Genomic DNA, 24,759 nt, shown 5'->3' with positions numbered 1-24,759 from the left:
CTAACACTAATGAGTTAAAACTAATTAGCTAAAACTAATAAACAAATAATAGCGTTTAATTAAGCAAGTAATCTTGCTTGTAGCCAGGCAGAAATATCGGCTAGTTGCTCAGGTAAAACCGAATGTTCCATTGGGTAGCTTTGCCATGTAACGTTATATTTAGCCGCATTAAGTAAATCATTAGCTATTTTTCCAGCACTGATTGGTACAACACCATCATGAGTACCATGATTCTGTAAAATAGGTGTATTGGCGTTAGCCGCAGAGCATTGCTCAGGTAATGTATCCGCAGTTGGTAAGTAACACGATAATGCTAAAATACCGGCTAAACTTTGCTCAAAACGCAAACCTGTAAATAAACTTAAAACACCACCTTGGCTAAAGCCAGCTAAGACAATATTTTTAGCTGGAATACCTGAGTCAATTTGTTCTTGAATTAATGCTTGCACGCGTTTTTCAGATGTTAATACACCCGTCATATCGGCTCGATTATGTAAGTCCATACTTTTAATATCATACCAAGAGCGCATTACCGCACCCTGATTAATAGTAACTGCCTGCTCTGGTGCATGCGGAAAAATAAAACGAATACTGTGGTTTTCAGGTAAACCTAGCATAGGTACAATGGGCGCAAAGCCTGCGCCAGAATCGCCTAGGCCGTGTAGCCAAATAACGCAGGTTGTAGCGGTAGATTTAGGTTCAAGGGTGATGCGTTCAAGTGGTGTTGCTAACATAAAAGACTCTGATAAGTGAGATAGAATACGGTTCAATATTTAATGAACAATAAAAGTTACTACATCATAACAATGCTTAATGCTTGTAGCAAAGAGCAACATACCAGGATATAGCTATTCATTAACGCTACTACAGATATTTTTACAATAATTGCCCGACATTACTTTGAAAGTAATCTAAAAATGTACGTGTTTTACTGGCTATATTTCGGCTTTGATAAAGCACACTTAAACGTTGCGCAATAGGCGCATGGATTAGCAACAGTTTTTGTAATGTTTCTGATTCATGTCTATTTTTTAATACATAGTTAGGTAGCTTGCATAAACCTAAACCCTGCTCTGCCGCTTGAAAGCGCATTTCAGGGCTCGATAACATCACTTTCCCTGTAACATTGACTTGTTCTATTTTATTGCCATTACGAAAATTCCAATATTGATTTTCTTCTTCCAATATACAATCGTATTGAGTTAATTCTTCAGGGTTAATAGTTAAGTTATTCAATAATTTTAACGTATCTTTTGATGACATTGTCGGCGATAAGTAGATAGATTGCGGAAAACTTAATAACTCTTTAGCTATCCAGTTTGTTGCAGGCAAGGCTTGTTCATGTAATACAAAACACAGATCAAACTTAGGATCAAACTCTGGTACAGAGCCTGAATAATGCTGACAGTGTAAATTTATTTTTGGATATAGCTTTAAAAAATCACCAATGAGTTGACTAATAATTTTATTAAAAAACTCTAACGGCAATAAAATATTTAACGTTCCTTGCGGCTGATTTAATGAAGAAGAAAGTTGTTCTTCAACTTTGGCTAATGCTTCAATATGCTCTTTACTCGCACAAAATAATAAACGCCCACTATCGGTAAGCGCTTGTTTACGGGTAGTACGTAATAACAAATCACAACCAAGTTTTGTTTCTAATAAAGCAAGTCGTCTACTTAATTTTGATTTCGCTATACCTAATATTTTAGCCGCTCGTGTAAATGAACCTGCTTCAACTAAGGTAATAAATAGGTGTAAGTCATCGAGGTTACTGAGTTTCATTATTCTCTCTATTTTTTTGTCGTGATAAAAATAATAGCACAGCTTATTGTTTCATATTTAGAACAATGTATTTCATTAAACGTATCTAATAATGTAATGACTACTTCAGTACACTGTTTCTATTGCTTACTACCCACTCGTTGAACTTCGTTCAAATGAAATCAATAAAGGGAGTATTAAGCAAACAATTTAGTTAATCATTGAGTTAAATCATTTAATTAAAAACACGATCCCCTCAAAATAAGTGGAGTATAAAATGAACACAAATACAGAAAATAAAGTAACAGAAGTGAATAGCGAAAGTTTTGCACAGATTATTGAGCAAACTGAAGGAAAAATACTTATACAATTTCATGCGCCATGGTGTGCACCATGTAAGATGCTTGCCCCTGTTGTTGAGCAAGTTGCTCATCAGTATAACGATATTAAAGTAATAAAAGTAAATGCCGACGATAGCCCAGAGTTAGCAGCTAAATTTGGCGTTAGAGGACTTCCTACTTTATTATTAATGAAAGCGGGAGAGTTAGTCGCTAGTCAAGTAGGCGCGGCATCGGTTGGGCAAGTTCAACAATTTGTTCAACAATAACTTAAGTAAAAGTAGCTGCGCTAAAGCAAAAGTACGTGCTCTTGGCGTAGTTAAAAGTCCTTACAATAATTTTCAGGAAAAACATCTGGAATCGTTAAAAACTAACGATTCCTTGATCTATTTCGGGTATGGATTCTTATATTTTGATAACCTTAGGAAAGTGACAATAAGATCATCGATATCTATAAGGCTCACTTTTAATGCAAATAACTGATTTAGAAACAGAACAAAAAATAACGCCATTATTACGTTTAGGGTTTCGTCCCTTTTTTCTCGGTGGAGCAATATTTAGTGTCGTAGCTATCACTCTTTGGATATTAGCCTTTAGAGGTGCAATAAATTTTTCACCGTTAGGCGGTGCACATTGGTGGCATATTCATGAAATGATATTTGGCTTTGGCGGCGCTATTATTGCGGGATTTTTGCTAACAGCCATTCAAAACTGGACAGGAATTAGCGGCGCTAAAGGCAAAACCCTACTCTTATTATTTTTACTTTGGCTAGCAGGACGCATATTTTTAAGCGTTCCTACCCTATTTGGTACAACAGTTAGTAGTTTAATTGATTTACTGTTTTTACCTGCCGTAGCCTATATTCTAGCTAAACCTATTATTGCCATTAAACAATATCGCAATTTATTTTTTGTTCCTTTGTTAGCACTATTTACTATTGCTAATTTAGAAATGCATTTAGCAATTACTTACCCGCAAACCTTTAGCGGCATGTATTCAGGTTATGCTGGGGTTATATTAGTAACGTTTTTAATGTCGGTTATGGTAGGACGAGTTGCACCTATGTTTACCGCAAATGCTACACAAACTGAAAAAGTAACCCCATTACCTTGGTTAGAAAAATTAGCTAACGGCAGTTTAGCTATCGCAATGTTCAGTTTGTTATTACAACCTATTATCGGATTTTCAGCCATATTTTTTGGCGTGCTATTAATAATAGCTAGTGTCTCTCAAACCATGCGCTGGATAAGATGGAAGCCTTGGATAACCTTAAACGTACCACTATTATGGTCATTACATGGCGCAATAAAGTTTATTTGTTTTGGCTTATTTGTACTAGGTATCAGCTATTTAATACCTGAAGTACCAAGTAATCACGTTTGGCATCTATTAACTATTGGCGGCATGGGCGGTTTAATTTTAGCGATGATTTCCCGTGTTTCATTAGGTCATACCGGTCGTCCATTGGTCGCGCCAAAATCAATGAGTCTCGCATTTGTACTTATAAATTTAGCTGCGTTAGCACGTACTTTTGGTCCTTGGGCTTTACCCGAAAAAACCTTAATGTTTATTGATATGAGTGGTAGTTTTTGGATTATTGCCTTTGTTATATTCATTATTGGCTACGCGCCAATGTTAATGAAAGCCAGATTAGATGGACGACCTGGTTAAATTAAATTAGGCAGGTCGTTTTAAGTTAATCATAGAGTTAACGAGTTCAGCATAAACGCATTAAGTAACATATTAAAGTTATTTAGTGCTTCCTGAGCAGTAAGAAACTTATTAAACTGACATCACACTTTACCTTAAATTAAGTAAATATTATGCGCGCGGTATTTTTAGATAAACAAACGTTCAGCTCAACCATTGATTTTTCTTCTATTGAACAAACAGTAACTGAGCTAGATTGTTATGATATAACTTCCCCTAGGGAAGTAATAACACGCTGTATTAACGCCGATATAATTATTACTAATAAAGTGCTGTTAACCGCTGAAATACTTACCGCACTTCCACAATTAAAACTTATTTGTATAACCGCAACAGGTTATAACAACGTCGATATTGATGCTGCACGTAAACACAACATAGCCGTAACAAATGTAAGTGGTTATTCAAGTCAGTCTGTAGCCCAGTATGTATTTGCTCAATTACTCGAGTATTATCAACAAATAAGCCACCACAATAACAATACTGAGCAAGGCTTATGGTCGAGCAGTAAATCCTTTTGTTATCACGGCAATGGTTTTCACGAGCTTGCAGGTAAAACATTAGGTATTGTTGGTTATGGTAATTTAGGTAAAGCAGTTGAAACAATTGCTTTAGCCTTTGATATGAAAGTACTAATAAGTGAGCGCCCAAATACCACTCAAAAACGCTCAGGTAGAGTGAGTTTTAATGAGGTTATTACGCAAGCAGATATAATTACCTTACATTGCCCGCAAACACCTGACACTGAAAAGTTGATTAATAGCGATGTTTTATCTCGTATGAAAAGCTCAGCAGTATTGATTAACACTGCGCGCGGCCCCTTAGTTGATGAACAGGCCTTGTTTGAAGGCTTAGTTAATAATGAAATTGCGTATGCAATTATCGATGTATTAACGCAAGAGCCGCCACCAGAAAACCATCCTTTATTAATGACTCATTTATCTAACTTAAAGGTGACGGCTCATATCGCTTGGGCGAGTTTTGAATCGCAACAACGATTGATTGAATTAGTTGCTAAAAATATACAAGGATTTACACAAGGTGAGCAATTAAATCGTTTAGATTAAATAACAACTTTCTAAATAATGAGCTTAGCTGCGCCCGAGATTAAATATAGTTTACCTAGCTACTTAGTTAGGTAAACTTTTAATTTTGTTTTACTTTATATAATCACAATTGATTAAGTGTTAAGAAAAAAGATTAAAAGTTATTTATCAAGTAATATTTTTAAGTGCTCAAAGGCATTTTCATTAAATAAAGCTAAACCAGTATTAGTAAGAATAAATGACGATACACTACCTACGTCATGAGCAATAATATCTTCATGACGTAAAAAAGCCAAAGTTCCGATATGTGTAGTTAGTTTATCCTTTTCAGAAACAGCATCCGCATCTGGAAATATATCATGGAAACTAATTTCGGTTGGTCTAGGAAAATTATTCGCTAACAATGTTAAAATTTTTACTGATGATTCATCAAAGCGTTTAAAATTTATACTCATTATATACTCCCTCTTAGTTAAGTAATATTTTCATTGAAATATAGCAGAACAATATTATTTATGACATTACATGCCATTACTAATAACTAATAACTAATAACTAAAACAGTAATTATTTAACGAGTACTTCTGTTGCTAGCTTCCAATTTATAATTTCCATACCTTGCTTTGCTAACCAATCATTCGCTTGTGAAAAATGTTTACAGCCAAAGAAGCCGCGATAAGCAGATAATGGTGACGGGTGTGGTCCTTTTAACACTAGGTGCTTATCTAGGCTGATGTTCTTACCTTTTTTATGCGCATGAGCCCCCCATAAAATAAACACACAACCTTTATTATGAGTATTTAACTCATTAATAACTTGTTCAGTAAAAGTTTCCCAACCAAGTTTAGCATGTGAATGGGCGTTAGCTTGTTGAACCGTTAATACTGTATTAAGCAACAATACCCCCTGCTCTGCCCAAGATGTTAAACAGCCGTGTTTTGGTGTTTCAAAACCATCGATATCAGTTACTAGCTCTTTATACATATTCACTAATGAGGGCGGTACTTTAACACCATCTTGTACTGAAAATGCTAAACCATGGGCTTGCCCTGCACCGTGATAAGGGTCTTGCCCTATAATCACCACTTTTACTTCCGTTAAATCAGCATAAGTAAAAGCGTTGAATACATCGTCATCTTGTGGGAATACAGTGGTCCCCGCAGTACGCTCCGCCGCTATTTTTTCAGATAAGATTTTAAAATAAGGCTTTGATTTTTCATGGTTAATCAATGCTTTCCACTGTGGTTTTATTGCTAGCGTAGTCATGATTTTCTCTTTTAATTAGTAGCTTTACACCATTAAGATATCTGACTATTTTAAGCTAACTCAACTGAAAAATCTTCAAGATAGATAATTAAAGCTAGCTAGCCCGATTTAGCTGGCTTCCACAAACATTAACTTTATCGCTAGGAGCATAAAGTTTATCTCCCGCCCCTATCTGTTTGTTTATTTAATTCCAACTCAGTAAATAATAATAAATATCAATTCTATTAAGATCAATGTAATAAGGCGCCACTGTTGTGTGGCAACATATCTTAAAATTTATACAGGAAATCAAATGAAACTAAACATACCCCCTAACTATCAATAAGTCGATTTACACTACACCATTGCTGATGCATATTTTTTTAACAGGCTCAACCTATTTCAGGACAAGACAATTTTTTAAATTTCTTTTGAGCTTTATTACTTTCCCTCTTTCGTCACAAATGAAATTTTCGTGACAGTTTTATTATTTAATCTATTCATCATAAACCCCCTTTAGTTTAGCTAATGTTGTTCATCTCACCTATGAAGACAACAAATGCACAGTTCTGAATTTTTTATTTTTAAATTTTAGTTTCTATATAAAGTAACCAATTGAATTTATACGCTTTATTTATAGAAGATGACTATCACAACTAAGTTTTAATGGATATATCATAATGAAAACTGTAATACAAAAGCTCAATATAGTTAGCCTAATATGTTTAACAACCTTTTTAATAGGTTGTGGTGATGAAAAAACCGTTGAAAAGCCTGTTGAGGTCGAAGTACCGGTGGAAGTTGAGGTGCCTGTAGAAGTCGAGGTTCCCGTTGAGATTGAAGTTGAAGTACCTGTAAGGGTTAATGCTGAACATACTTTATTAACTGAGCCGTTTCTGCAACTACCAACCAATAACAGCGTAAATGTTGTTTGGTTCACTAACTTTGAAGGTTCAAAACATACGTTAACCTTTGGTGATAAAGCAACCTCTGAAGTAACGACCACAAAATTAAAACGAATGATGGAAGATACCTCTTCACGTCAATTCGATAAAACGTATACTGAGGTTAGTTACCGCTCTGTTTATCGCCATGAAGCTACGGCTTCAGGTTTAACACAAGGTGAGCGAATTGAGTACTCAATATCAAGTACTGATAGTGATGGTTTCAACTTCACCAGTGATACCTATACGTTAGCTCCTGCCCCGGCACAAGGAGCCCCTCTAAAGATTTTATTAACATCTGATTTACAGTCCAAAAAAAATGTGGTGGCAAACTATCAAAAAGTAGTTGAAACAGTTGGCACACCAGATGCGATTTTATTTGCAGGTGATTTCGTAAACATACCTGACCGCGCTTCAGAGTGGTTTGATCAATCAAAAAATAATGCGCCTGGTTTTTTCCCAGCTCTACAAGGAAATTACCAAAAGTACTTGCCGGGTTTTCCTTATAACGGTGGCGAAATACTTCAGCATGCTCCTTTATTTGGCACAATAGGTAACCATGAAGTAATGGGTCGTTATAATCCAAGTAAAGAAGGTTATTCGCTTAACGGCAGCTTTAATGATCCTCAGCCTGCTTGGTATGCTGAAGTAGCCTACGAACAAGTCAAAACAGAAGTTAATCCAAGCAACGATGCTGACATTAAAGCTCAGTGGATTGCCGATCAATCGCATAATCATCAGAGCTTTTTAGATATTTTTTCATTTCCTGACGATGGTGTTGGTGGTGAAGAGTATTATGCAACCGTCTTTGGTGATGTATTTATTATTTCTATGAATGTTTCTAGAATTTGGCGTTCTTGGAGTGTTTCAGGTACAAGTAAATCTAAATTTGTCGAAAGTTTAACAACTCTAGAAGATCCAACTCAATGGGGATTTGGTGAGTTTTTATTTGAACGATTTGACAAAGAATCTCAACAATATGCTTGGTTAGAATCTGTGATGCAAACTGATTCGTTTAAAAATGCTAAATATAAAGTTGTCATGGCGCATCAAGGGGCATTTGGTTTAGGTGATAATACGGTTCCAGTGTTGGCACAGCCTGTTATGCAACTGGTTGAATTAGACACTAACGGAAAAGAAGTGCTTACAGAATATAGTTTTCCTTTAACTACTGAAGCTTGGACAACAAAAGTAGAACCAATGTTAAGCAAAGTTTCTGAAATTCGTTACCAATACCCACTAAATGAAGATATTTGGTTTAACGATATAGAACCACTGCTAATTAAAAACGATGTCAACTTAGTACATATTGGTCATTCACACTTATGGAACAGAGCTCAAGTAGGTAAATTACATTATTTAGAAAGCTCAAATGTTGGTAACTCGTATGGTGCTTACTATATAGATGATACTGGAACGTATACCAAAAATATACGCGCCAGTTATGCAGATTTCTGGGCTGATGTTAATTCTGATACGCCTCGCTGGACTATTGAAAACTACCCTGCCAATGGTGACCCCCAAGGGCGTGAAATAAGTTTCCCTACTATTTTTAGTCCTATGAGTATGGAGGACGAAAATTACCCTAACCTGCCATTTGTAACGAGTAATACCTTATCGGTTTTCTCAATTTTAGACACTGAAACAAGTACAGTGAAAAGCTATGTTTTTGATCCTAATGACTTAACGTCAGAGGTTAAGTTGTTTGACGAATTTTCTATCGAATAATTTATCAATCGTTTAAAAGGCTAAGGAAATTAGCTAGCTATACAAAACAAAAAAGCTATCACCTAGGTGATAGCTTTTTAATTTCTGTTAGTCACTGTAAAGCAGTTATAACAAACCTTTAATGAATTATAAACACACTAACTTTTCAGTGCTTGCTATATTTGGCATAGCACAAATTGCACCAGCTCTTGTGCCTTCAGTAAACCTAATCACTTGCATTTCTTCAGTTTCAACTACAACCACTGATTTATGGTTTTTAGGATAACCTTTCATTGTTACACCTTTCTTAGCATAAGAAAGCGGATCAGTTGAGTCTTTAATATCGCTGGCAATAAGAGTAAATAAGTTTTGTATACCTTTTCGTAAGTTGTTTTGTAACTCTTCTTTGTATTCAGTGCTCCATGCGTTAGCTGATATTACATTTGCTTCATCAAAGTCTAACTCAGGATTATTAGCACGCCTTGCTGCTTTTAACCTTTTTTTATAGTTACTTTTTGCCACCTTATCAGAACGAACGCTGTAAGGCTGAGCTTTCCAATCAGCACGTACCATAGCTTCTAATTCAGGGTTTAACTCTTTAACTGGTACAGGTAATGTTGTACCAAAATACGTGAAAGTATTTTTATATAAAACCTTATCTGAGCTTGTGCTTTTCTTGTTATTTTTTTCAGCTATCTTAACGTTAGTGACAATAAATGGAGTTCTAAAATCCATATCCATCATGTATTGGGTATCTAATTCTAAATAAACTTCGCCGGTCTTAAGTTCGTCTTTAACTGCGTCTTTTGACTTAAGCGTTCGTACTTTATCGACATTTACATTGCCAGATAGTTTTTTATTAATTTCTTCTTCAAAAATCTGATCAAAGTCTAGGTCTTTTAACTCATATCGTATTGCAACTAAGTTTTCTTCGGCAGTTTCTGCTGCAGAATTATTTGCTGATCCATCTATGGCCCCTCCGACTAGAGCACCAACTAAGCCAAATTGTGCTGAAACAGCAGAGCTATCTTGAATTGGATAAAGCGCATTTAACTGCTCTTGTTCAATAACAGAATAAACATTCACTTTATGTGTGGGTGAGTTTTTTTGTAAGGCGACTTTAGCAGGTGTAACACTACAGCCTGTAACAAAAATAGTGGCTAAAGTTAGCCCGGTTAATTTTTTAAACACAATATATCCTTATTAATTTTTATTATTAGGGTAATCCCTGCGCGGATTATAAATTAATTCACAAATAGTTGATATATTGGATTTATTTAAATTGTTTTCATGTACGAATTTTGAGCGAATAAATAATAATCAAGGTAACAATTATTTGTTAGCTCTAGTAAGATAGTTATCCTTAATTCAAGAAAAAACTCAGGTTAAATAATAAAAAAGCTATCACCTAGGTGATAGCTTTTTAATCATTTCTAGTAATGCTAATAACCAACTACTGGTTATTAGCATTACTTAAAACGCGAAGTAATTACGCTAAAAGGTAAGCGCGTAAATCAGTAAAATCTGCCGCCATATCAGTAGACAAAATTGGCTCGCCAGCACAATCAGCTAGCTCTTTTGGTAAACCAATTGGGCAGCCTAAAATGCTTTCAACCACTTCTTTAAATTTAGCTGGGTGTGCAGTTCCTAAAAATACTCCAAACTCGCCTTCAATAGCGCTGTATTGTAGTGCTTTATAAGCAACAGCTGCATGTGGTTCACTAATATAGCCTAGTTTAGATAACTGAATAACGGTTGATTGAGTTTGCTCTTCATCAATTGATACTGAACTTACACAGCCATCTTCAACTATACCGCTTTTTAACATATGCTCAACGCGTGGCCAGTTATTAGGATTACTAACATCCATCGCATTTGAAATAGTTGCTACTGTTGTGTGTGGAGTCCATTCACCTGTTTCTAAGTAACGTGGCACAGTGTCGTTAGCATTAGTTGCCGCAATAAAGCGTTTGATAGGTAAGCCCATAGCTTTAGCAAATAAGCCTGCTGTTAAGTTACCAAAGTTACCGCTTGGAATAGAGAAAATGATTTGGCTTAAATCACTTTTTGCACGAGATAATTGTGCAACGGCTTCAAAGTAATAACACACTTGTGCTAATAAGCGACTAATATTGATTGAGTTAGCAGAGTTTAAGCCGATAGTATTGGCTAATTCTTTATCATCAAAAGATTGTTTTACTAACGCTTGGCAATCATCAAAATCACCTTCAATTGCTAATGTTTCAATGTTACCACCAAGGGTAGTAAACATTTTTTCTTGTAGTAAACTGATTTTTCCTTTCGGGTACATAATAACAACACGAATGTTGTCTATGCCGTGGAAAGCGTGTGCAACCGCAGCGCCCGTATCACCTGAAGTTGCCGTTAAGATTGTTAACGGTTTAGTAATACCTGTTGCTTTAGCATCTTTTGCTACAAAAGCTTGTAAACATTTAGCCATAAAACGGGCGCCAAAATCTTTAAACGCTAGTGTAGGACCATGAAATAATTCCAAAATTGCTCTATCAGGAGAAATAGGCTGTAACAAAGCAGGAAAGTTAAAGGCGTCTGTCACTATTTCGGTTAACTCTTCTTTCGTTAAATCCCCCTCAACAAACGGCTGTAATATTTGCACACTACGCTCTACCATTGGCAATGCTAATAGTTCATCAATGTTATCAAGCTTTGGCATAGTAGATGGAAAGAATAAACCTTGGTTTTTTCCTAAGCCCTGCTTTACGGCTTGTGCAAAGCTAACTTGTTCATCATTTTCTTTTAAATTATAAAATTTCACTATTTTTCCTAATAATCTGGTTGGGTACTACTAACTCGGTATTTGCACTCAAATGTTTAATGCTTTAATTATTTTTTAAAGCGCTGTTGCGCCGATCTCGTCGACTTTACACACATGAACAAACCCAAGTGATGTTTGTAAATAATTTTCTTTCAGCCATAAAGCAAATTGCTCGGCTTGACTTTCGCTATCACAAATACAAAAAAGTGTTGGTCCTGAGCCTGAAATCCCCACCGCTAAAGCACCTTGTGCTGTTAAATAATCACGCGATTCTTGATACTTAGGTAACAAACTCGTTCGGTAAGGTTCAGCAACAACATCTGTTAATACAGAAAAAGCTTGTTGTTTATCATTACGATGACAAGCATCAACAAAGGTTGCTAAGTTTTGGCCATAACTAATCACATCACTGCGACTATAACTTGTTGGTAATACGTCGCGTGCAGCTTTGGTTGATACTTCAATGCCTGGGTACGCCATCACGTAAAAACACTCATCAAAAGTAGGTAGATGGCGTGAGATCACGTTTACATCAGGCACCATTAATTGCAAGCCACCTAAGTAACATGGTGCTACGTTATCATAATGCAAGCTACCACTAATTTGTGCTTCCATTTGCCCTGTCATTTTAAGTACGGTATTTTCATCGAAACTAAATGATTGGAACTTAGCATAAAAAGCATTTAAGCCAGCAAGTGCAGCAACAACAGAACAAGCACTTGATCCTAAGCCACTGCCAACAGGCATCTTTTTATCTAATGTAAGCGCAACATTTACAGGTGTTTGGCCTGCGGCAATTAAAGCATCATTGAAAAGTAATAAACAAGACCACACTATATTATCTTCTTTATTGCTTGGTAATTTTTCAGCAAAACGTCCAATAACCGTTAAGCTATCATTGCCTGTGCTTGCTGCAACAGTTACCACATCGCCCAATAAAGTACCATCTATTGGTTTGACTGCCAGACCTAATACATCAAAACCAACACTTACGTTGCCAATTGAAGCAGGAGCAAAAACCGATACGCTGTTATCACTATTTGCCATTAGTGTTGTTGCTCCCATGCTAATGTTCTTAAAATGTCACCAAATACACCTGCGGCTGTAACCGCAGCACCAGCCCCATAACCACGTAGAACAAATGGTAACGGTTGGTAGTAACGGCTGTGAATAGCTAACGCATTTTCACCGTCTTTAATGCTATAAAGTGGGTGGTTTGCGCCGACAGATTCAATAGATACTTGACATTTTCCATCAATAATATTGCCAATGTAACGTAATACTTTACCTTCAGCTTTTGCTGCGGCTACGCGCTCAGAAAAATCAGCATCAAGTTTAGTTAAATTACTCATGAAAGTATCAACATCACCACTGTCATCAAAATCAGCAGGTAATACCGGCTCAATATTGATATCAGAAATTTCTAATTGCATACCTGACTCACGCGCCATAATTAACAATTTACGCGCAACATCCATACCGCTTAAATCATCACGCGGATCAGGCTCTGTAAAGCCATTTGATTTAGCAATACCTGTAGCTTCAGATAACGACATACCTTCATCTAACTTACCAAACATGTAAGAAAGTGAGCCTGATAATATACCTTCAAAACGTTGCAGTTTATCACCGGCTTTAATCAAACCTTGCAAAGTATCAATTACTGGTAAGCCAGCACCAACCGTTGTTTCGTATAAGAAACGACGGTTAGTTTCTTGTGCTATAGTACGTAGCTCTTGATAGTACTCCCAAGAATCTGTATTAGCTTTTTTGTTTGGTGTAACTACATGAAAGCCTTCAGCTAAGTAACTAACATAGCTCATTGCTAATGCTTCGTTTGAGGTAGAGTCAACCAATACTGGGTTAATTAAGTTATTGTCGCTCACAAACGTTTTAAGGCTTTCTGCACTTACCGGTAATACGTCGCTAGCATTTGCCATAGCGTCTTGCCAGTTATCTAAATCGATACCTTCTTTATTAACAACCATGCCTTTAGAGTTGGCGATACCATAAACGGTTAAGGCAATATTTTGCTCTTTTAAGCTTTCTTGTTGACGAGAAATTTGTGCAATTAACTCACTACCCACAACACCACAACCTACTAAGAATACGTCGATTGTTGGTTGCTTAGAAAAGAAATTTTGATGACTGACTTTCATAGCGTCCATACATTGTTTTTGTTCAATTACCACTGAGATACTGCGCTCTGAAGAGTCTTGTGCAATAGCGACAACATTAACGCGCGCTTGTGCCAACGAGCTAAAGAATTTAGCAGCTACGCCTCGTTGATGATGCATACCATCGCCCACAAGCGACACAATAGATAATTCAGATTTAAGTGATAGTGGTTCTAATAAACCATTTAATAATTCTAATTCAAATTCTTCTTGTAAACTTTCTTTGGCAAGCTGTGCATCACTTGAGTAAAGACAAAAGCTGATGCTGTATTCGCTAGATGATTGACTGATTAATACGATAGAAATATTTTTACGACTCATGGTTGCAAAAACACGACTCGCCATACCAACCATACCTTTCATACCGGGTCCTGAAACATTAACCATAGTTAAGTCATCAAGATTTGAAATTGCTTTTACACGTTTTTGTTGGTCGTTGTCTTTCGATATTAACGTACCTGGTGCATTTGGATTATTGGTATTTTTGATTAAGCATTGAATGTGATATTGCGCAATTGGACCAATTGTTTTTGGATGTAAAACGCTGGCCCCAAAGTAAGATAGTTCCATTGCTTCTTGATAAGATAAAAAATCCAGCAACTTAGCTTCTTTAATAAAGCGAGGATCTGCGTTATAAACACCGTCAACATCAGTCCAAATTTCACAACATTCCGCGTCAGAGCACACAGCTAAAACTGCAGCAGAATAATCAGAGCCATTGCGACCTAAGGTAGTAATTTGTTGTTGGCCGCTTTCATCATTTACACCAAAGAAACCAGGCATAAGTGAAATGTTAGCTAAGTCACTATATTCTGTTTTAAATTTATCTTTAGAAAGTACTAAATCTGCAACCGCATTCAATGATGAATTATTGGTATAAAGAAATTTTTCTGGAGCAAGTACCGATACTGTTTCGCCGTAGCTTTGTAAAACAGCTTCAAGAATAGCAACACTTAAACGCTCACCAGTGCTAATAATACGTGCACGAATATGATCTGGACAAAAAGTAAGTAAAGTTGCGCCATGCATAAAGCGTGATAACTGTTGTTCGTAGTTAGTTAATGCTTGCTCGCAATGCAGATGATTAAAACCTTCAATAGATGCTGACAAATCATCAATAATGGTGGTAATTGCACGTTTAAAGTGACCTAAATCAGTTTCTAATTTTGCTTCATCAGTGATATTTTCAGCCATTGCCACAAGATGATTAGTTACCCCTTGAGGAGCTGAAACAACAACAGCAATCTTTGATGATTCACTTTTGTCTTTAATAATGTCTGCAACTTGGCGAAAACGCTCAGCTGAAGCTAATGAGGAGCCACCAAATTTAAGTACACGCATGTTTTCTTCCTTTGTAGAGATATTTAATAAGTAAACTGCTTAACTGATATATCAAGGGAGCTCCCCTATAATAAATCGATAGCTATTAACTCATCACAGTAAGCATAAAAAAGCCCGTTACCTTTACAGGTCACGGGCTTCGATAAAATTTTCATTTTTTACACGTTAGCCAGCGACCGCCATTCCAATAGGAGTGGTGGTGGTAATAATAATAATGTGGCGGCTGTAAAATTTCATGGCGTTAAAATGCCCTAAATCACGTTAATTGTCAATCTTTAATGCTAATTAACGATAACTAATCACAATTAAAAGGTTATAAATTATGCCAAATTATTTATAATTTTAGGGAATAAAACGAAGTTTATCTTTGTGAAAATAAACAGCTACCAATTTCATAAGTTTATGGGCAAATTTTTTTATATCAATTTACACCAAGAATAACTTGTCAGGTAGTTTGAGGTTGATACAGCTAAGCGGTTAAACTACTAACTTGATTACGTCCATCATGTTTAGCTTGATACAAGGCTTTATCAGCAAGGGTGATTAATTCTTCATAATTTGTTTCATGCTTACTTAACTCAGCAACACCCAAGCTTATCGTCACATTGAGCGTTTGCTCGTTATACGTTAAAGCCGCTGCAGCAACATTTTTACACACTCGTTGGGCTAACTCTAAAGCTCCATTTATATTGGTTTCTGGTAAGATAATGGCGAACTCTTCACCACCATATCGACCAAAAATATCTTCTACTCTTAATAGCGAGCTGATCAAGGCACTAACTTCAATTAACACCATGTCACCACATTGATGGCCAAAATTATCGTTTAGTAATTTAAAATAATCTAAATCAAGCATGATCAATGACAGACTTTTATTATAACGCCTAGCTTTAGCATATTCTTGCTGTAATGACTCTTGCCAATGTTTCCGGTTATAAACTTGAGTTAAACCGTCAATACGACTCATCAAGGCTAAGTCATCTAAGGTTTTTTGTAATTTAGTTTGGTAATGGCAAACATCGGTAACATCTTCAATTAAAATACACACATGAATGCCATTTTCATCTGTATTTATAGGTAGAAAAGTACAATTTTGCGCCATAAATTCGCTATCGGTAGAAATAGGTCTAGTATGGGGTAATTCAAATAGGTGGTGTCTTTGCTCCCAAGAACAAAAACCAGGGGTATTTAATTGCATGCAACCATTTAATTTACGAGTTAGCCATACTTCAGGTAACTCAGGAAAAGCTAGAAAGATATTGTGGCCAATAATTTTGTTGATATCTTTATCGGTATGAACTTTTAAAAAACGGTTGCAGACGACAATGTTAAATTCATTATCAACTACTAATATCCCTGTATTTAATTGATTAGCAACTTGATCATTAATTTGTTTAATTACCTGCTCATTGACTGCCCGTTTTGTGGGGTTATTTGATGCTGACAACGAACTTGACTTACCCATGAAAATATTACTCAATATCGGTTACTTATTTGGTTAACTACTTGCTTATTTACTTGGTTAGTTATTTAACTTCAACCTTTAAAACGTATAGTTAAAGCATCCGTTAATTACCTAGTATTTAAAACCTTATGAAAGATCAGCTAAGATACGATCCAGCACTAACTTTATTTTCGTGATCGCTTTTTCAGGGATTAATAAAATCATATTGCAATTAAAAGAGTAATCCGTTACCTGGTAATTTATATTGACCTTTAAAGCTATATCCCAAGTAAATGGCATATGTTGTACATGCTCAGCTAAATTACTTTGCACATGAGGTAATAATTTAGGCGCATTATAAGACATTTGATTCTCTATTTGACGAGCAAATACATTCAAAAAAGTGGTCGTTAATATAGAGCTAATATCTATTAATTGCTCATCTTGCGATGCTTCGTCTGGCTCATAACCGAGTAAATCTGAAATGCGGCCAGAGTCTTCTTCTTGATATACTAATAGCGCTTCGCCGCGGATACCTTCATGACCAAAAAAGCCTTGGCTAACTACTGCTAAGGTATTTTTTTGCTCACTTAAACCACTCATTAACACCTGCGCGTCAACACTTTCTATACTTGGAACTTCTAAGTAAACAAAAGTGTCAAGGTAACGAGCCAGTTGATCACTAGCTTGGCCCATTGCAATATTAATAAGCTCTTGTAAGCAATCTAGTTGATCTTCAGTTAGATTAAATTCACTCATAATAAGTCATGCTGTTGTAAATAATTAACTAATATCTCAGCTTTTACAGGTTTACGTATAAACTCCTTGGCACCAAGGGCTTTAACTTTACTTTGCATTTCAGGCTGGATATCGGCTGAAATAACAAAAACATTCAGTTTAAGCTTTAACTTTTGAATCCCCTGTAAAACCCCTACACCATCAATACCTGGCATAGTTAAATCAAGAAACAAGATATCAATACTGCCACCGCGTAATATTTTCAGCGCTTCCAGACCATTAGTTGCCGTTTGAACGGAGTCTTGCCAATGCTCAGGAAGGCTTCGAAGTACTTGTTTTCTGGCCATGTTTGAATCATCACAAATAAGCACTGATGGGCTCATAAAAGAAAAAACCTTATATTATTATATTGTAGTTAACTTACCTTAAATAAAAGCAATTGTTAATCAACAATTCGCTTTTTTCTTATAAAGTATTCATATATCAAGTTGTAATAAAAAAACTGACTTTACAAACGTTATTTTGGATTATGAAAATTACAGTTTTACTAGCATCTAAATAATGGGAATAGTTATTGGAAATAATAATAATTTGAAGACAAATATTAACAAATAGGCTTCTGCCAAGTTAACTCGGCGTGATGAGTGTTTAACCAATTTTTAGCGAGTTGGTAATCAGGACAATATTTTTCAACCAATTGCCAAAAATCTTTCGAATGATTTAAATAAGTTAAATGACATAGTTCATGAATAATGACGTAATCAATAACGAATATTGGTGTCATCATCAATAAGTAATTAAAACTTACTTCCCCGCGGTTGTTACAACTCCCCCAGCGGGCTTTGTATTGACGAATAGTTACCTGTGTTGGTGTTAGCAACGTTTGCTTACTCAATAATTCAAGGCGTTCAATAATTAGCTGCTCTGCTTCTTGTTTAAAGTAAGCTTCTAATTGCTTTTTGATTTGTATCACTTTAGCTACAGGCGTAGTTAATCTATTGGCTATTTTTTCACTGAGTACTACGTTTAATTGTCGTAGAGATGAGTTAATGGGCGTGTTGTCCATTGTTTCGGATAAGGTGTCAAAATCAGTTATTAATTTATTACTGATAAAGACGCTGCCATGCTTTGCTAAACCAATATTAAGGGTAAGCGCTTCACCTAAAAAAAATAAAGTGGCGTCTTGAGTAAAATCAAAAAAAATTGGCCTTTTACTGTGCTCTGCAATCTTACTGCGCAACCATGCAGATTTTTGCTGTACAAAAGTATCGATAAAATCAGTGCTAACATAATGTGGTGCGCGAACCGTTATCTGGCCATGCTTAACTTGCAAACCCAGTGTTTTTCTACGCTTACTACGAACCAGTTGGTATTCAAGCATTAAAAGTAAACCATAAGCAAAATGACTGAATCTAAATCTTAAGTTAAACTAAAGCGAAGTTAAAGCCGAGTTAAAGTTGAACTCATGCTGAACTAACACATCACCCAATAATTAACTAAATATTGGTTAACTACGACTAACCGGCTTCACTTAGTTTTTCGTCAGCAATTTTAGCTTTTGTTTTTTTGACTTTAGGTGCAGTCTTTTGCTCTTCAATATCAACGACTTCAGCGCTAGGAGTAGACATTACTTGTTTATCTTCTACCGTTTTAGCCGTCGGCTTTTTTGCCACAGTTTTTTTAGCTGGTGCCTTTTTAGCCAATAAAGCAACTAACACTTCTTCTCTGTGCTCAGCTAAGAAAATACTTAATTCTTCGTTAACGCTATCACTTAATTCAACGGTAGATTGGGAGAACATTAGACTCAAGTTATCAGCCATATCCAACATTTTGTCATATTCATCAGCTGATTTCTTATCCATAAATGTTTTCGCCTCTACCCCGTTTCTAATTACTACAAACCGACTTTCAACTGCCATTAGCTTTCCTCGTTTACCTTTGAATTAGTAAATATGCAAAATTCTGTTAAAAAATAACATTGACTAAAATAGTTTAACTACAATAGCACAGCTAAAAAAAACTGTATATATAAACAGTCCACTTGATAAATATAACCATAATAAATCGATTTTATTCTGCTTATAACGCCATATTTATCGTACAGGTTAACTATTCATAATTAATTACCAAAGAGTTTTTCAAGCCACGAGCGGTTATCTTCTTTGACTTGTAAACAACTACTTGATATCGAAATACCTTTACTCACCGCAGGATAAACAACAGTATTAGCACAGTCTTCAGTTACCGCATTGCCTGTTTTAATTTCAAATAAAGTAGGCTCTACGCCTGCAGGCGTCTGCTCAATTTTGTTAACAACACCTTGCTTTTTCATGAAATCCGCAAATAATGGTAATGCGCCGCTACTTCCCGTAAGGCCTGTTGTTAAGTTATTGTCTTTACCAAGCCAAGTGGTGACAAGGTGTTTAGCATCGTAGCCAATAAACCAGCTATCGCGTAAATCATTACTTGTGCCCGTTTTTCCTGCGATATCTTTGCTGTTTAAGCGCCATGTAAGTGATCTTGCGGTGCCAACTTTTGTCACTTGCCCTAGTGCATAATCAACTAAATAGGCACTCTCGGCAGATATTCGCTGCTTACCTGTTTCACCTACCTGCCAAAGTACTTCATTATCCGCTGATAGTATTTTAGTAATAGCGTGACTTTCTTGGGCATAACCTTTATTAGCAATAGCCAAATATAATTGATTAATCTCTATAGGCGACATGCTCAGTGCGCCAAGTAATACCGAAGGCCGCATTGCTATTTTATTCTGGTAACCTAAGTCTTTAATGGTCGTGGCAATGGGATCTAAACCTACACTCATACCCAGATTAATAGTGGGAACATTTAGCGAGTGGATCAGCGCTTCAATTAATGATACTTGCCCTCGATACTTGCCATCATAATTTTTCGGCTGCCATTTTTTACCTGTGTCACTTTTTAAAGTAATCGCCTTGTCTGACAAAATAGTCGCTAAGTTATATTGTGAGTATTTATTTAATGCTGTGGCATAAATAGCAGGTTTAATTAATGAGCCAATATGACGTTTGGCATTGATGGCACGATTAAACCCCGCATAGCCGCTTTCTCGGCCGCCAACCACAGCACGAATTTCAGCACTAGCAATATCAGTAACTACCATAGCAGCTTCTAAATCAGTTTGTTGAAGTTGGCGCTCAAGAACAACTAACTGCTCGGTGACAGTTTTCTCTAAAAGTTGCTGACTGCGATGTGAAAAACCAGTAAACACTTTAATACCTGACTTTTGTGTGAAACTCGACAGATGCTGATTAAGTTCACTTTTCACTAAATCTAAATAGGCTGGGTATTTATTCTTAGCTAATCGTCTATTCGCCCTTATAGATAATGCAGACTCTGCACCTTGTTCAAATTCAACGAGAGTTAATGAATTTTGTTCGAACATTAATCTGAGGATCAGATCACGTCGCTCAAGAGCACGTTTAGGATGACGCCACGGATCGTAATAACTAGGACCTTTTACTTGTGCAATTAGTAAAGCTATTTGCGCAGGCGTTAGTTGGTCAATTTTTCTATCAAAGTAAAATTGAGCTGCCAAGCCAAAACCATAAACGCCATGAGCACCGTTTTGACCTAAATAAACTTCATTAAGATAAGCTTCAAGTATTTGATCTTTACTGTACCTAAGTTCTAAAATTACAGCCATTAAGGCTTCTTGTACCTTTCGCGTTATGGTTCTATCGCGACTAAGAAACATATTTTTAGCCAGTTGTTGCGTTAACGTGCTGCCCCCCTGTACCGTTCTTCCTGCACTTATATTTTTAAATAGAGCGCGAATAATACCGACAGGTGACACCCCATGATGATGATAAAAATCACGATCTTCAATCAATAATAAGGTATCAATCAAGTCACTTGGTACTTCTTCTAGGGATACTAAAACGCGATCCTCTTTATTATCTGGCACTATACGCGCCAATAATTGTGGTTCCAGTTGTATAGAATTAACAGCTTTTTTATCTCGACTTAGTGCAACTATATTATTGTTTACAACGGTTATACTTAATTGTTGTGCAAGGTGTGAGCTATCCATAAATTCAAACGGACGTTGAAAAATATTTATTTTCTCTGCTGATTGAGCAAACTGTCCTGTGCGTGTAACAAAGTTTACTTTTTGGTATCCGTTAAGGGATAATTTTTCCGCTATTTCAACTAAATTGAGTGGCTCACCTAACTGCAATGTTTGTAGTTGACCATAAACCTGTACAGGTACTTGCCAGCGTTGCCCTTCAAATGTTTTTCTAACTTTTGCGTCGAGATATATAGAAAAAATCACCAAAGTGAAGATACCCGCAATAGTTAACTTGCCTAAGATAATCGCGATTTTACGTAGTAGTGTGTTGTCTATATTCATTAAAGTGCTAGGCTTCTTGTGTATTGAAAATGGGAATTTTTATGTTGAGTTTAATGATTGAACTGATTTATTGAACTTATTCTTTGAACAACCGAGCTTATATTTCACAAAATTATTTTTAGCTTTTCTTACCAATTAAATGATTAATCAAATCCAGCGTTGATATTACCCCGAGTTGAGGTTAGTTAAATTTGTTCTTTAATATGACGCTTAGTTTTATTTGTTGGCTTAGCGTTAATAGGATCATCTGGCCAATAATGCCGAGGATAACGACTTTTCATATCTTTTTGTACTGCTTGATAACTCCCTGACCAAAATTTAACTAAATCTTGCGTTACTTGAATTGGACGTTGTGCTGGAGAAAGTAATTCTAACAGTAAAGCAACACCTTGATTACTCTTTCCTTTGCCGTTAAGTTCATTGTTGCTGATACTTTCATTGATACCATCATTGATACCATCAATAATGCCAACCATAGGAGTTTGAGTTAAACCATACAATTCTTGCATAGGTAATGATACTTTCGGCGATTGTTCTTGCGAATAAGTTATAGGACAATGTCTACCTGTTGGGCCAATGTAAACACTAGGTGCAGCTTTGTTTAATATTTTTTGTTGTTGATAATTTAATAGCGATAATAACATTGCTGATATATCTAACTTCGCCATTTGAGTTTTGCTTTTAATATCACCCACAAAAGGCGCTAACCAAGTGAATAAATTAGCTAACAAAAATTCATCACTCAATATAACTAAACCAAACTCTGGGCAATATTTGTTAAGCCATTGCCAACGAGTTTTCAAAGCTAGATCTTTAGCTTGCCAAGGTAAAAAATCTAAACCTTTTTGCTGCACTAAAGAACACCACATAGCGCTAATGTCTGAGGCACTAACATCTTTAGTTAATGATTGCTCCGCTAAAACAATTGCTCCTAATAAAGTTTGTCTTTTGGCAACTAGTCGACCGACTTTAGCATCAAAACTGGCAGTGTCTTGTTGCTTTATGTTGGTTGAAAAAAACCTAGTGATGTCATCAAAATTAATGTAACAGGCTAACCTCACGGTTAAATTGCTGCTTCCCTTAAAAGCCGCTTGGCTAGTTTGGACGATAACAATATAATCTTCGCTCGCTAAGGCATCTTGTTCATTAATTAATGCTCCTTTACCATTAGCACATATATATTCACCATGATTACCACGTGATTTTGCAATCCGTTCAGGATAAGCATAAGCCAATAATATTCCTGTTTTTTCAAGGTTAAGTGACTGCACACTAAAGCGTAACTTAATAGCTTGAGCAAGACGGACAGCTTGTTGCAAAATTCTTTCATGCACGGCATTTTTATAATGTTTTTGCTGCACAAACATTTGTAATCTATGGTTTAAGTCACAATCATATCGTGACTGTTCTGCTTTAAAAATATCTCTTTCTTCGAGTAAAGCTGCTATTAAACAGGCTAATAAAGCAGTGTTATCACTTAACTGTTGTGCCATTAAAATCATATGCGCAAAACGCGGATGACAAGGTAGTTGTGAAGCTTTTTGACCATGCATAGTTAATGCATATTTATCATTAACTATGGCTAAGCTTTGTAACTCTTGCCACGCTTGCTGTTCTTTAATATTGCTCGGTAATTCTAACAAAGGTAAGTCGGCTAAACGTGATACTCCCCATCGCGCAGCTTCAATTAAAGTGGGTAATAAATCAGCCTGTTGAATATCATTTACGCTATGAAGTGGTCTACGTTCAAAATCATCTTTGCCATATAAACGAAGACAATGTCCTGGCATTAAGCGCCCAGCTCGCCCAGCTCTTTGTACTGCGGATGCTTTAGATATTTGCTTTTGCACTAGTTTATTCATCAAGCTAGCACTATCAAAAACAGCGACTTTTTCAAGGCCACAATCAATGACTAGATCTATTCCGTCAATGGTAAGTGAAGTTTCGGCTATGTTAGTGGCTAATACAATTTTGCGTTGTCCTGGTGCACAAGGTGCTATTGCCTGTTGTTGTTCTTTTAAACTCAACTCTCCGTATAACGGACAAATCTGCACATGGGTTATGTGTAATTCTGTTTGCAGCTCAGCTTGGTACTCATTTGGGTTTTCGTTTTGATACTCGTATTGATAATCCGTTAAACGGCTCAATAAAAAACGAATATCAGCGATACCTGGCGTAAAAACAAGAATAGAACCTTGGTGATTAAGCATTTTTTCTTTGATAACCAGCAATGCATGATCACGCCAGCGTTGGTTAGTTTTTGGCGCTTGATAATTAATTTCGACTGGAAAGCTTCTACCGTCACTTTTTAGAAAGTGCGCATCGGGTAAAGCTTGTGCTAAGTAATCAATATCTAATGTCGCAGACATTAATAATATTTTTAAATCTTCCCGTAATTCAGTTTGTACCTCTCTAGCTAAAGCAAACGCTAAATCACCTTGTAGACTGCGCTCGTGAAATTCATCAAAGACAATTAAAGCTGTATTTTCTAGTTCGGCATCTTTTTGAATTATTTGCGTTAATATACCTTCAGTGATCACTTCAAGACGCGTATTAAGTGACGTTTTGCTATCATTACGTAATCGATAACCAACGGTCTCTCCAACTTTTTCATTTAATTGTTTAGCTAAAAATGTAGCGATATTTTTGACCGCTAAACGTCTCGGTTGAAGCAAATATATTTTCTTATTTGCTAAGCTAGGTAAAGTTAATAACCATAGCGGTAAACACGTAGATTTACCCGCCCCAGGAGGGGCCGACAAGATCAGCATATTTTGCGCATCAAGTGTTTGGCAAAACTGTTGCTTAATGGCTTCTATAGGTAAAACTGTGGCTACGGACATTGATAGATTCTTGAATTCTAATTAAAGGTGAGCTTAAAGAAATTGATTAATTCATTACCTAACCTCGACTTGGGTTAAGCATTATCATAACAAGTATTTTGAAGTGGGTATAACATCAAAGCAAAAGACTAATTGTTACGTTTTATTTTAAAACATCTATTTTATCACTTAATTATTTTGTTATAAGGCTTATCGAATTTTAATAAAAATAATCTAAACAGCACTTGCAAATAAAAAATATTATACATACTTTGCAAATCATTTAAATTCTGTT

19 protein-coding genes are annotated in these 24,759 nt (G+C 36.0%); 4 read left to right on the top strand and 15 right to left on the bottom strand.

Annotation, left to right across the window (positions count from 1 at the left end; genetic code table 11):
• Nucleotides 1–59: 59 nt before the first annotated feature.
• Together CWS31_RS02260 and CWS31_RS02255 are read right to left on the bottom strand one after the other, a co-directional pair.
• Nucleotides 60–734 carry an alpha/beta hydrolase gene (locus tag CWS31_RS02260; RefSeq protein WP_101343475.1) on the bottom strand — a complete coding sequence of 225 codons (675 nt, stop codon included), beginning with the start codon at nucleotides 732–734 and terminating at the stop codon, nucleotides 60–62.
• A gap of 142 nt (nucleotides 735–876) precedes the next feature.
• Nucleotides 877–1,785, bottom strand: coding sequence for a LysR family transcriptional regulator (locus CWS31_RS02255; RefSeq protein ID WP_101343474.1), 909 nt, complete (start codon nucleotides 1,783–1,785; stop codon nucleotides 877–879).
• A 256-nt stretch (nucleotides 1,786–2,041) separates the two neighbouring features.
• Between CWS31_RS02255 and trxA the strand changes: the two genes are divergently transcribed.
• From trxA to CWS31_RS02240, 3 genes are all read left to right on the top strand, one after another.
• On the top strand, nucleotides 2,042–2,371 hold the full coding sequence (trxA, locus tag CWS31_RS02250; RefSeq protein ID WP_101343473.1) for a thioredoxin: 330 nt from the start codon (nucleotides 2,042–2,044) through the stop codon (nucleotides 2,369–2,371).
• Nucleotides 2,372–2,571: 200 nt separating this feature from the next.
• A complete protein-coding gene (locus CWS31_RS02245; RefSeq protein ID WP_101343472.1) occupies nucleotides 2,572–3,774 on the top strand; it encodes an NnrS family protein in 1,203 nt (400 codons plus the stop codon).
• Between the two features lie 152 nt (nucleotides 3,775–3,926).
• Nucleotides 3,927–4,880 carry a D-2-hydroxyacid dehydrogenase gene (locus CWS31_RS02240; protein WP_101343471.1) on the top strand — a complete coding sequence of 318 codons (954 nt, stop codon included), beginning with the start codon at nucleotides 3,927–3,929 and terminating at the stop codon, nucleotides 4,878–4,880.
• A gap of 140 nt (nucleotides 4,881–5,020) precedes the next feature.
• Here the strand turns inward: CWS31_RS02240 and CWS31_RS02235 are convergent, their stop codons facing one another.
• Both CWS31_RS02235 and ung read right to left on the bottom strand, forming a co-directional pair.
• Nucleotides 5,021–5,314 carry a hypothetical protein gene (locus CWS31_RS02235; protein WP_101343470.1) on the bottom strand — a complete coding sequence of 98 codons (294 nt, stop codon included), beginning with the start codon at nucleotides 5,312–5,314 and terminating at the stop codon, nucleotides 5,021–5,023.
• Between the two features lie 112 nt (nucleotides 5,315–5,426).
• Nucleotides 5,427–6,125 carry a uracil-DNA glycosylase gene (gene ung / locus CWS31_RS02230; protein ID WP_101343469.1) on the bottom strand — a complete coding sequence of 233 codons (699 nt, stop codon included), beginning with the start codon at nucleotides 6,123–6,125 and terminating at the stop codon, nucleotides 5,427–5,429.
• Nucleotides 6,126–6,784: 659 nt separating this feature from the next.
• On the opposite strand from ung, the gene CWS31_RS02225 reads away from it, so the two are divergent.
• A complete protein-coding gene (locus CWS31_RS02225) occupies nucleotides 6,785–8,776 on the top strand; it encodes a purple acid phosphatase family protein (RefSeq protein WP_101343468.1) in 1,992 nt (663 codons plus the stop codon).
• 126 nt (nucleotides 8,777–8,902) lie between these two features.
• On the opposite strand, the gene CWS31_RS02220 is transcribed toward CWS31_RS02225, so the two are convergent.
• The 11 genes from CWS31_RS02220 to hrpB all read right to left on the bottom strand — a co-directional run bounded on the left by CWS31_RS02220 (nucleotide 8,903) and on the right by hrpB (nucleotide 24,485).
• The gene (locus CWS31_RS02220) at nucleotides 8,903–9,946 is read right to left on the bottom strand and encodes a hypothetical protein (RefSeq protein WP_101343467.1); all 1,044 of its coding nucleotides are present in this window, start codon (nucleotides 9,944–9,946) and stop codon (nucleotides 8,903–8,905) included.
• Between the two features lie 298 nt (nucleotides 9,947–10,244).
• Complete coding sequence (gene thrC, locus CWS31_RS02215; RefSeq protein WP_101343466.1) at nucleotides 10,245–11,549, bottom strand: threonine synthase; 1,305 nt, start codon at nucleotides 11,547–11,549, stop codon at nucleotides 10,245–10,247.
• A 75-nt stretch (nucleotides 11,550–11,624) separates the two neighbouring features.
• Entirely contained in the window at nucleotides 11,625–12,596 is a 972-nt protein-coding gene (gene thrB, locus CWS31_RS02210; RefSeq protein WP_101343465.1) for a homoserine kinase, read from the bottom strand.
• Nucleotides 12,596–15,067 carry a bifunctional aspartate kinase/homoserine dehydrogenase I gene (gene thrA / locus CWS31_RS02205; protein WP_101343464.1) on the bottom strand — a complete coding sequence of 824 codons (2,472 nt, stop codon included), beginning with the start codon at nucleotides 15,065–15,067 and terminating at the stop codon, nucleotides 12,596–12,598. Before thrA ends, thrB begins: the two co-directional genes overlap by 1 nt.
• Nucleotides 15,068–15,536: 469 nt before the next feature.
• Entirely contained in the window at nucleotides 15,537–16,532 is a 996-nt protein-coding gene (locus tag CWS31_RS02200; protein ID WP_101343463.1) for a sensor domain-containing diguanylate cyclase, read from the bottom strand.
• A 126-nt stretch (nucleotides 16,533–16,658) separates the two neighbouring features.
• Nucleotides 16,659–17,270, bottom strand: coding sequence for a chemotaxis protein (locus CWS31_RS02195; protein ID WP_101343462.1), 612 nt, complete (start codon nucleotides 17,268–17,270; stop codon nucleotides 16,659–16,661).
• Nucleotides 17,267–17,632: a response regulator gene (locus CWS31_RS02190; protein WP_101343461.1), complete on the bottom strand. Its 366-nt coding sequence runs from the start codon at nucleotides 17,630–17,632 to the stop codon at nucleotides 17,267–17,269. Before CWS31_RS02190 ends, CWS31_RS02195 begins: the two co-directional genes overlap by 4 nt.
• 221 nt (nucleotides 17,633–17,853) lie before the next feature.
• Nucleotides 17,854–18,630, bottom strand: coding sequence for a M48 family metallopeptidase (locus CWS31_RS02185; RefSeq protein WP_101343460.1), 777 nt, complete (start codon nucleotides 18,628–18,630; stop codon nucleotides 17,854–17,856).
• 136 nt (nucleotides 18,631–18,766) lie between these two features.
• Nucleotides 18,767–19,168 carry a YebG family protein gene (locus CWS31_RS02180; protein WP_101343459.1) on the bottom strand — a complete coding sequence of 134 codons (402 nt, stop codon included), beginning with the start codon at nucleotides 19,166–19,168 and terminating at the stop codon, nucleotides 18,767–18,769.
• Nucleotides 19,169–19,368: 200 nt separating this feature from the next.
• Nucleotides 19,369–21,642 carry a penicillin-binding protein 1B gene (mrcB, locus tag CWS31_RS02175; protein ID WP_101343458.1) on the bottom strand — a complete coding sequence of 758 codons (2,274 nt, stop codon included), beginning with the start codon at nucleotides 21,640–21,642 and terminating at the stop codon, nucleotides 19,369–19,371.
• Between the two features lie 185 nt (nucleotides 21,643–21,827).
• Complete coding sequence (gene hrpB, locus CWS31_RS02170) at nucleotides 21,828–24,485, bottom strand: ATP-dependent helicase HrpB (protein WP_101343457.1); 2,658 nt, start codon at nucleotides 24,483–24,485, stop codon at nucleotides 21,828–21,830.
• Nucleotides 24,486–24,759: the final 274 nt, after the last annotated feature.

This window comes from Colwellia echini (assembly GCF_002843355.2).
GTDB classification, from domain to species: domain Bacteria; phylum Pseudomonadota; class Gammaproteobacteria; order Enterobacterales; family Alteromonadaceae; genus Colwellia; species Colwellia echini.
The sequence above is the reverse complement of the archived record's forward strand: the minus strand, read 5'-3'. Positions and strand labels throughout refer to the sequence as shown.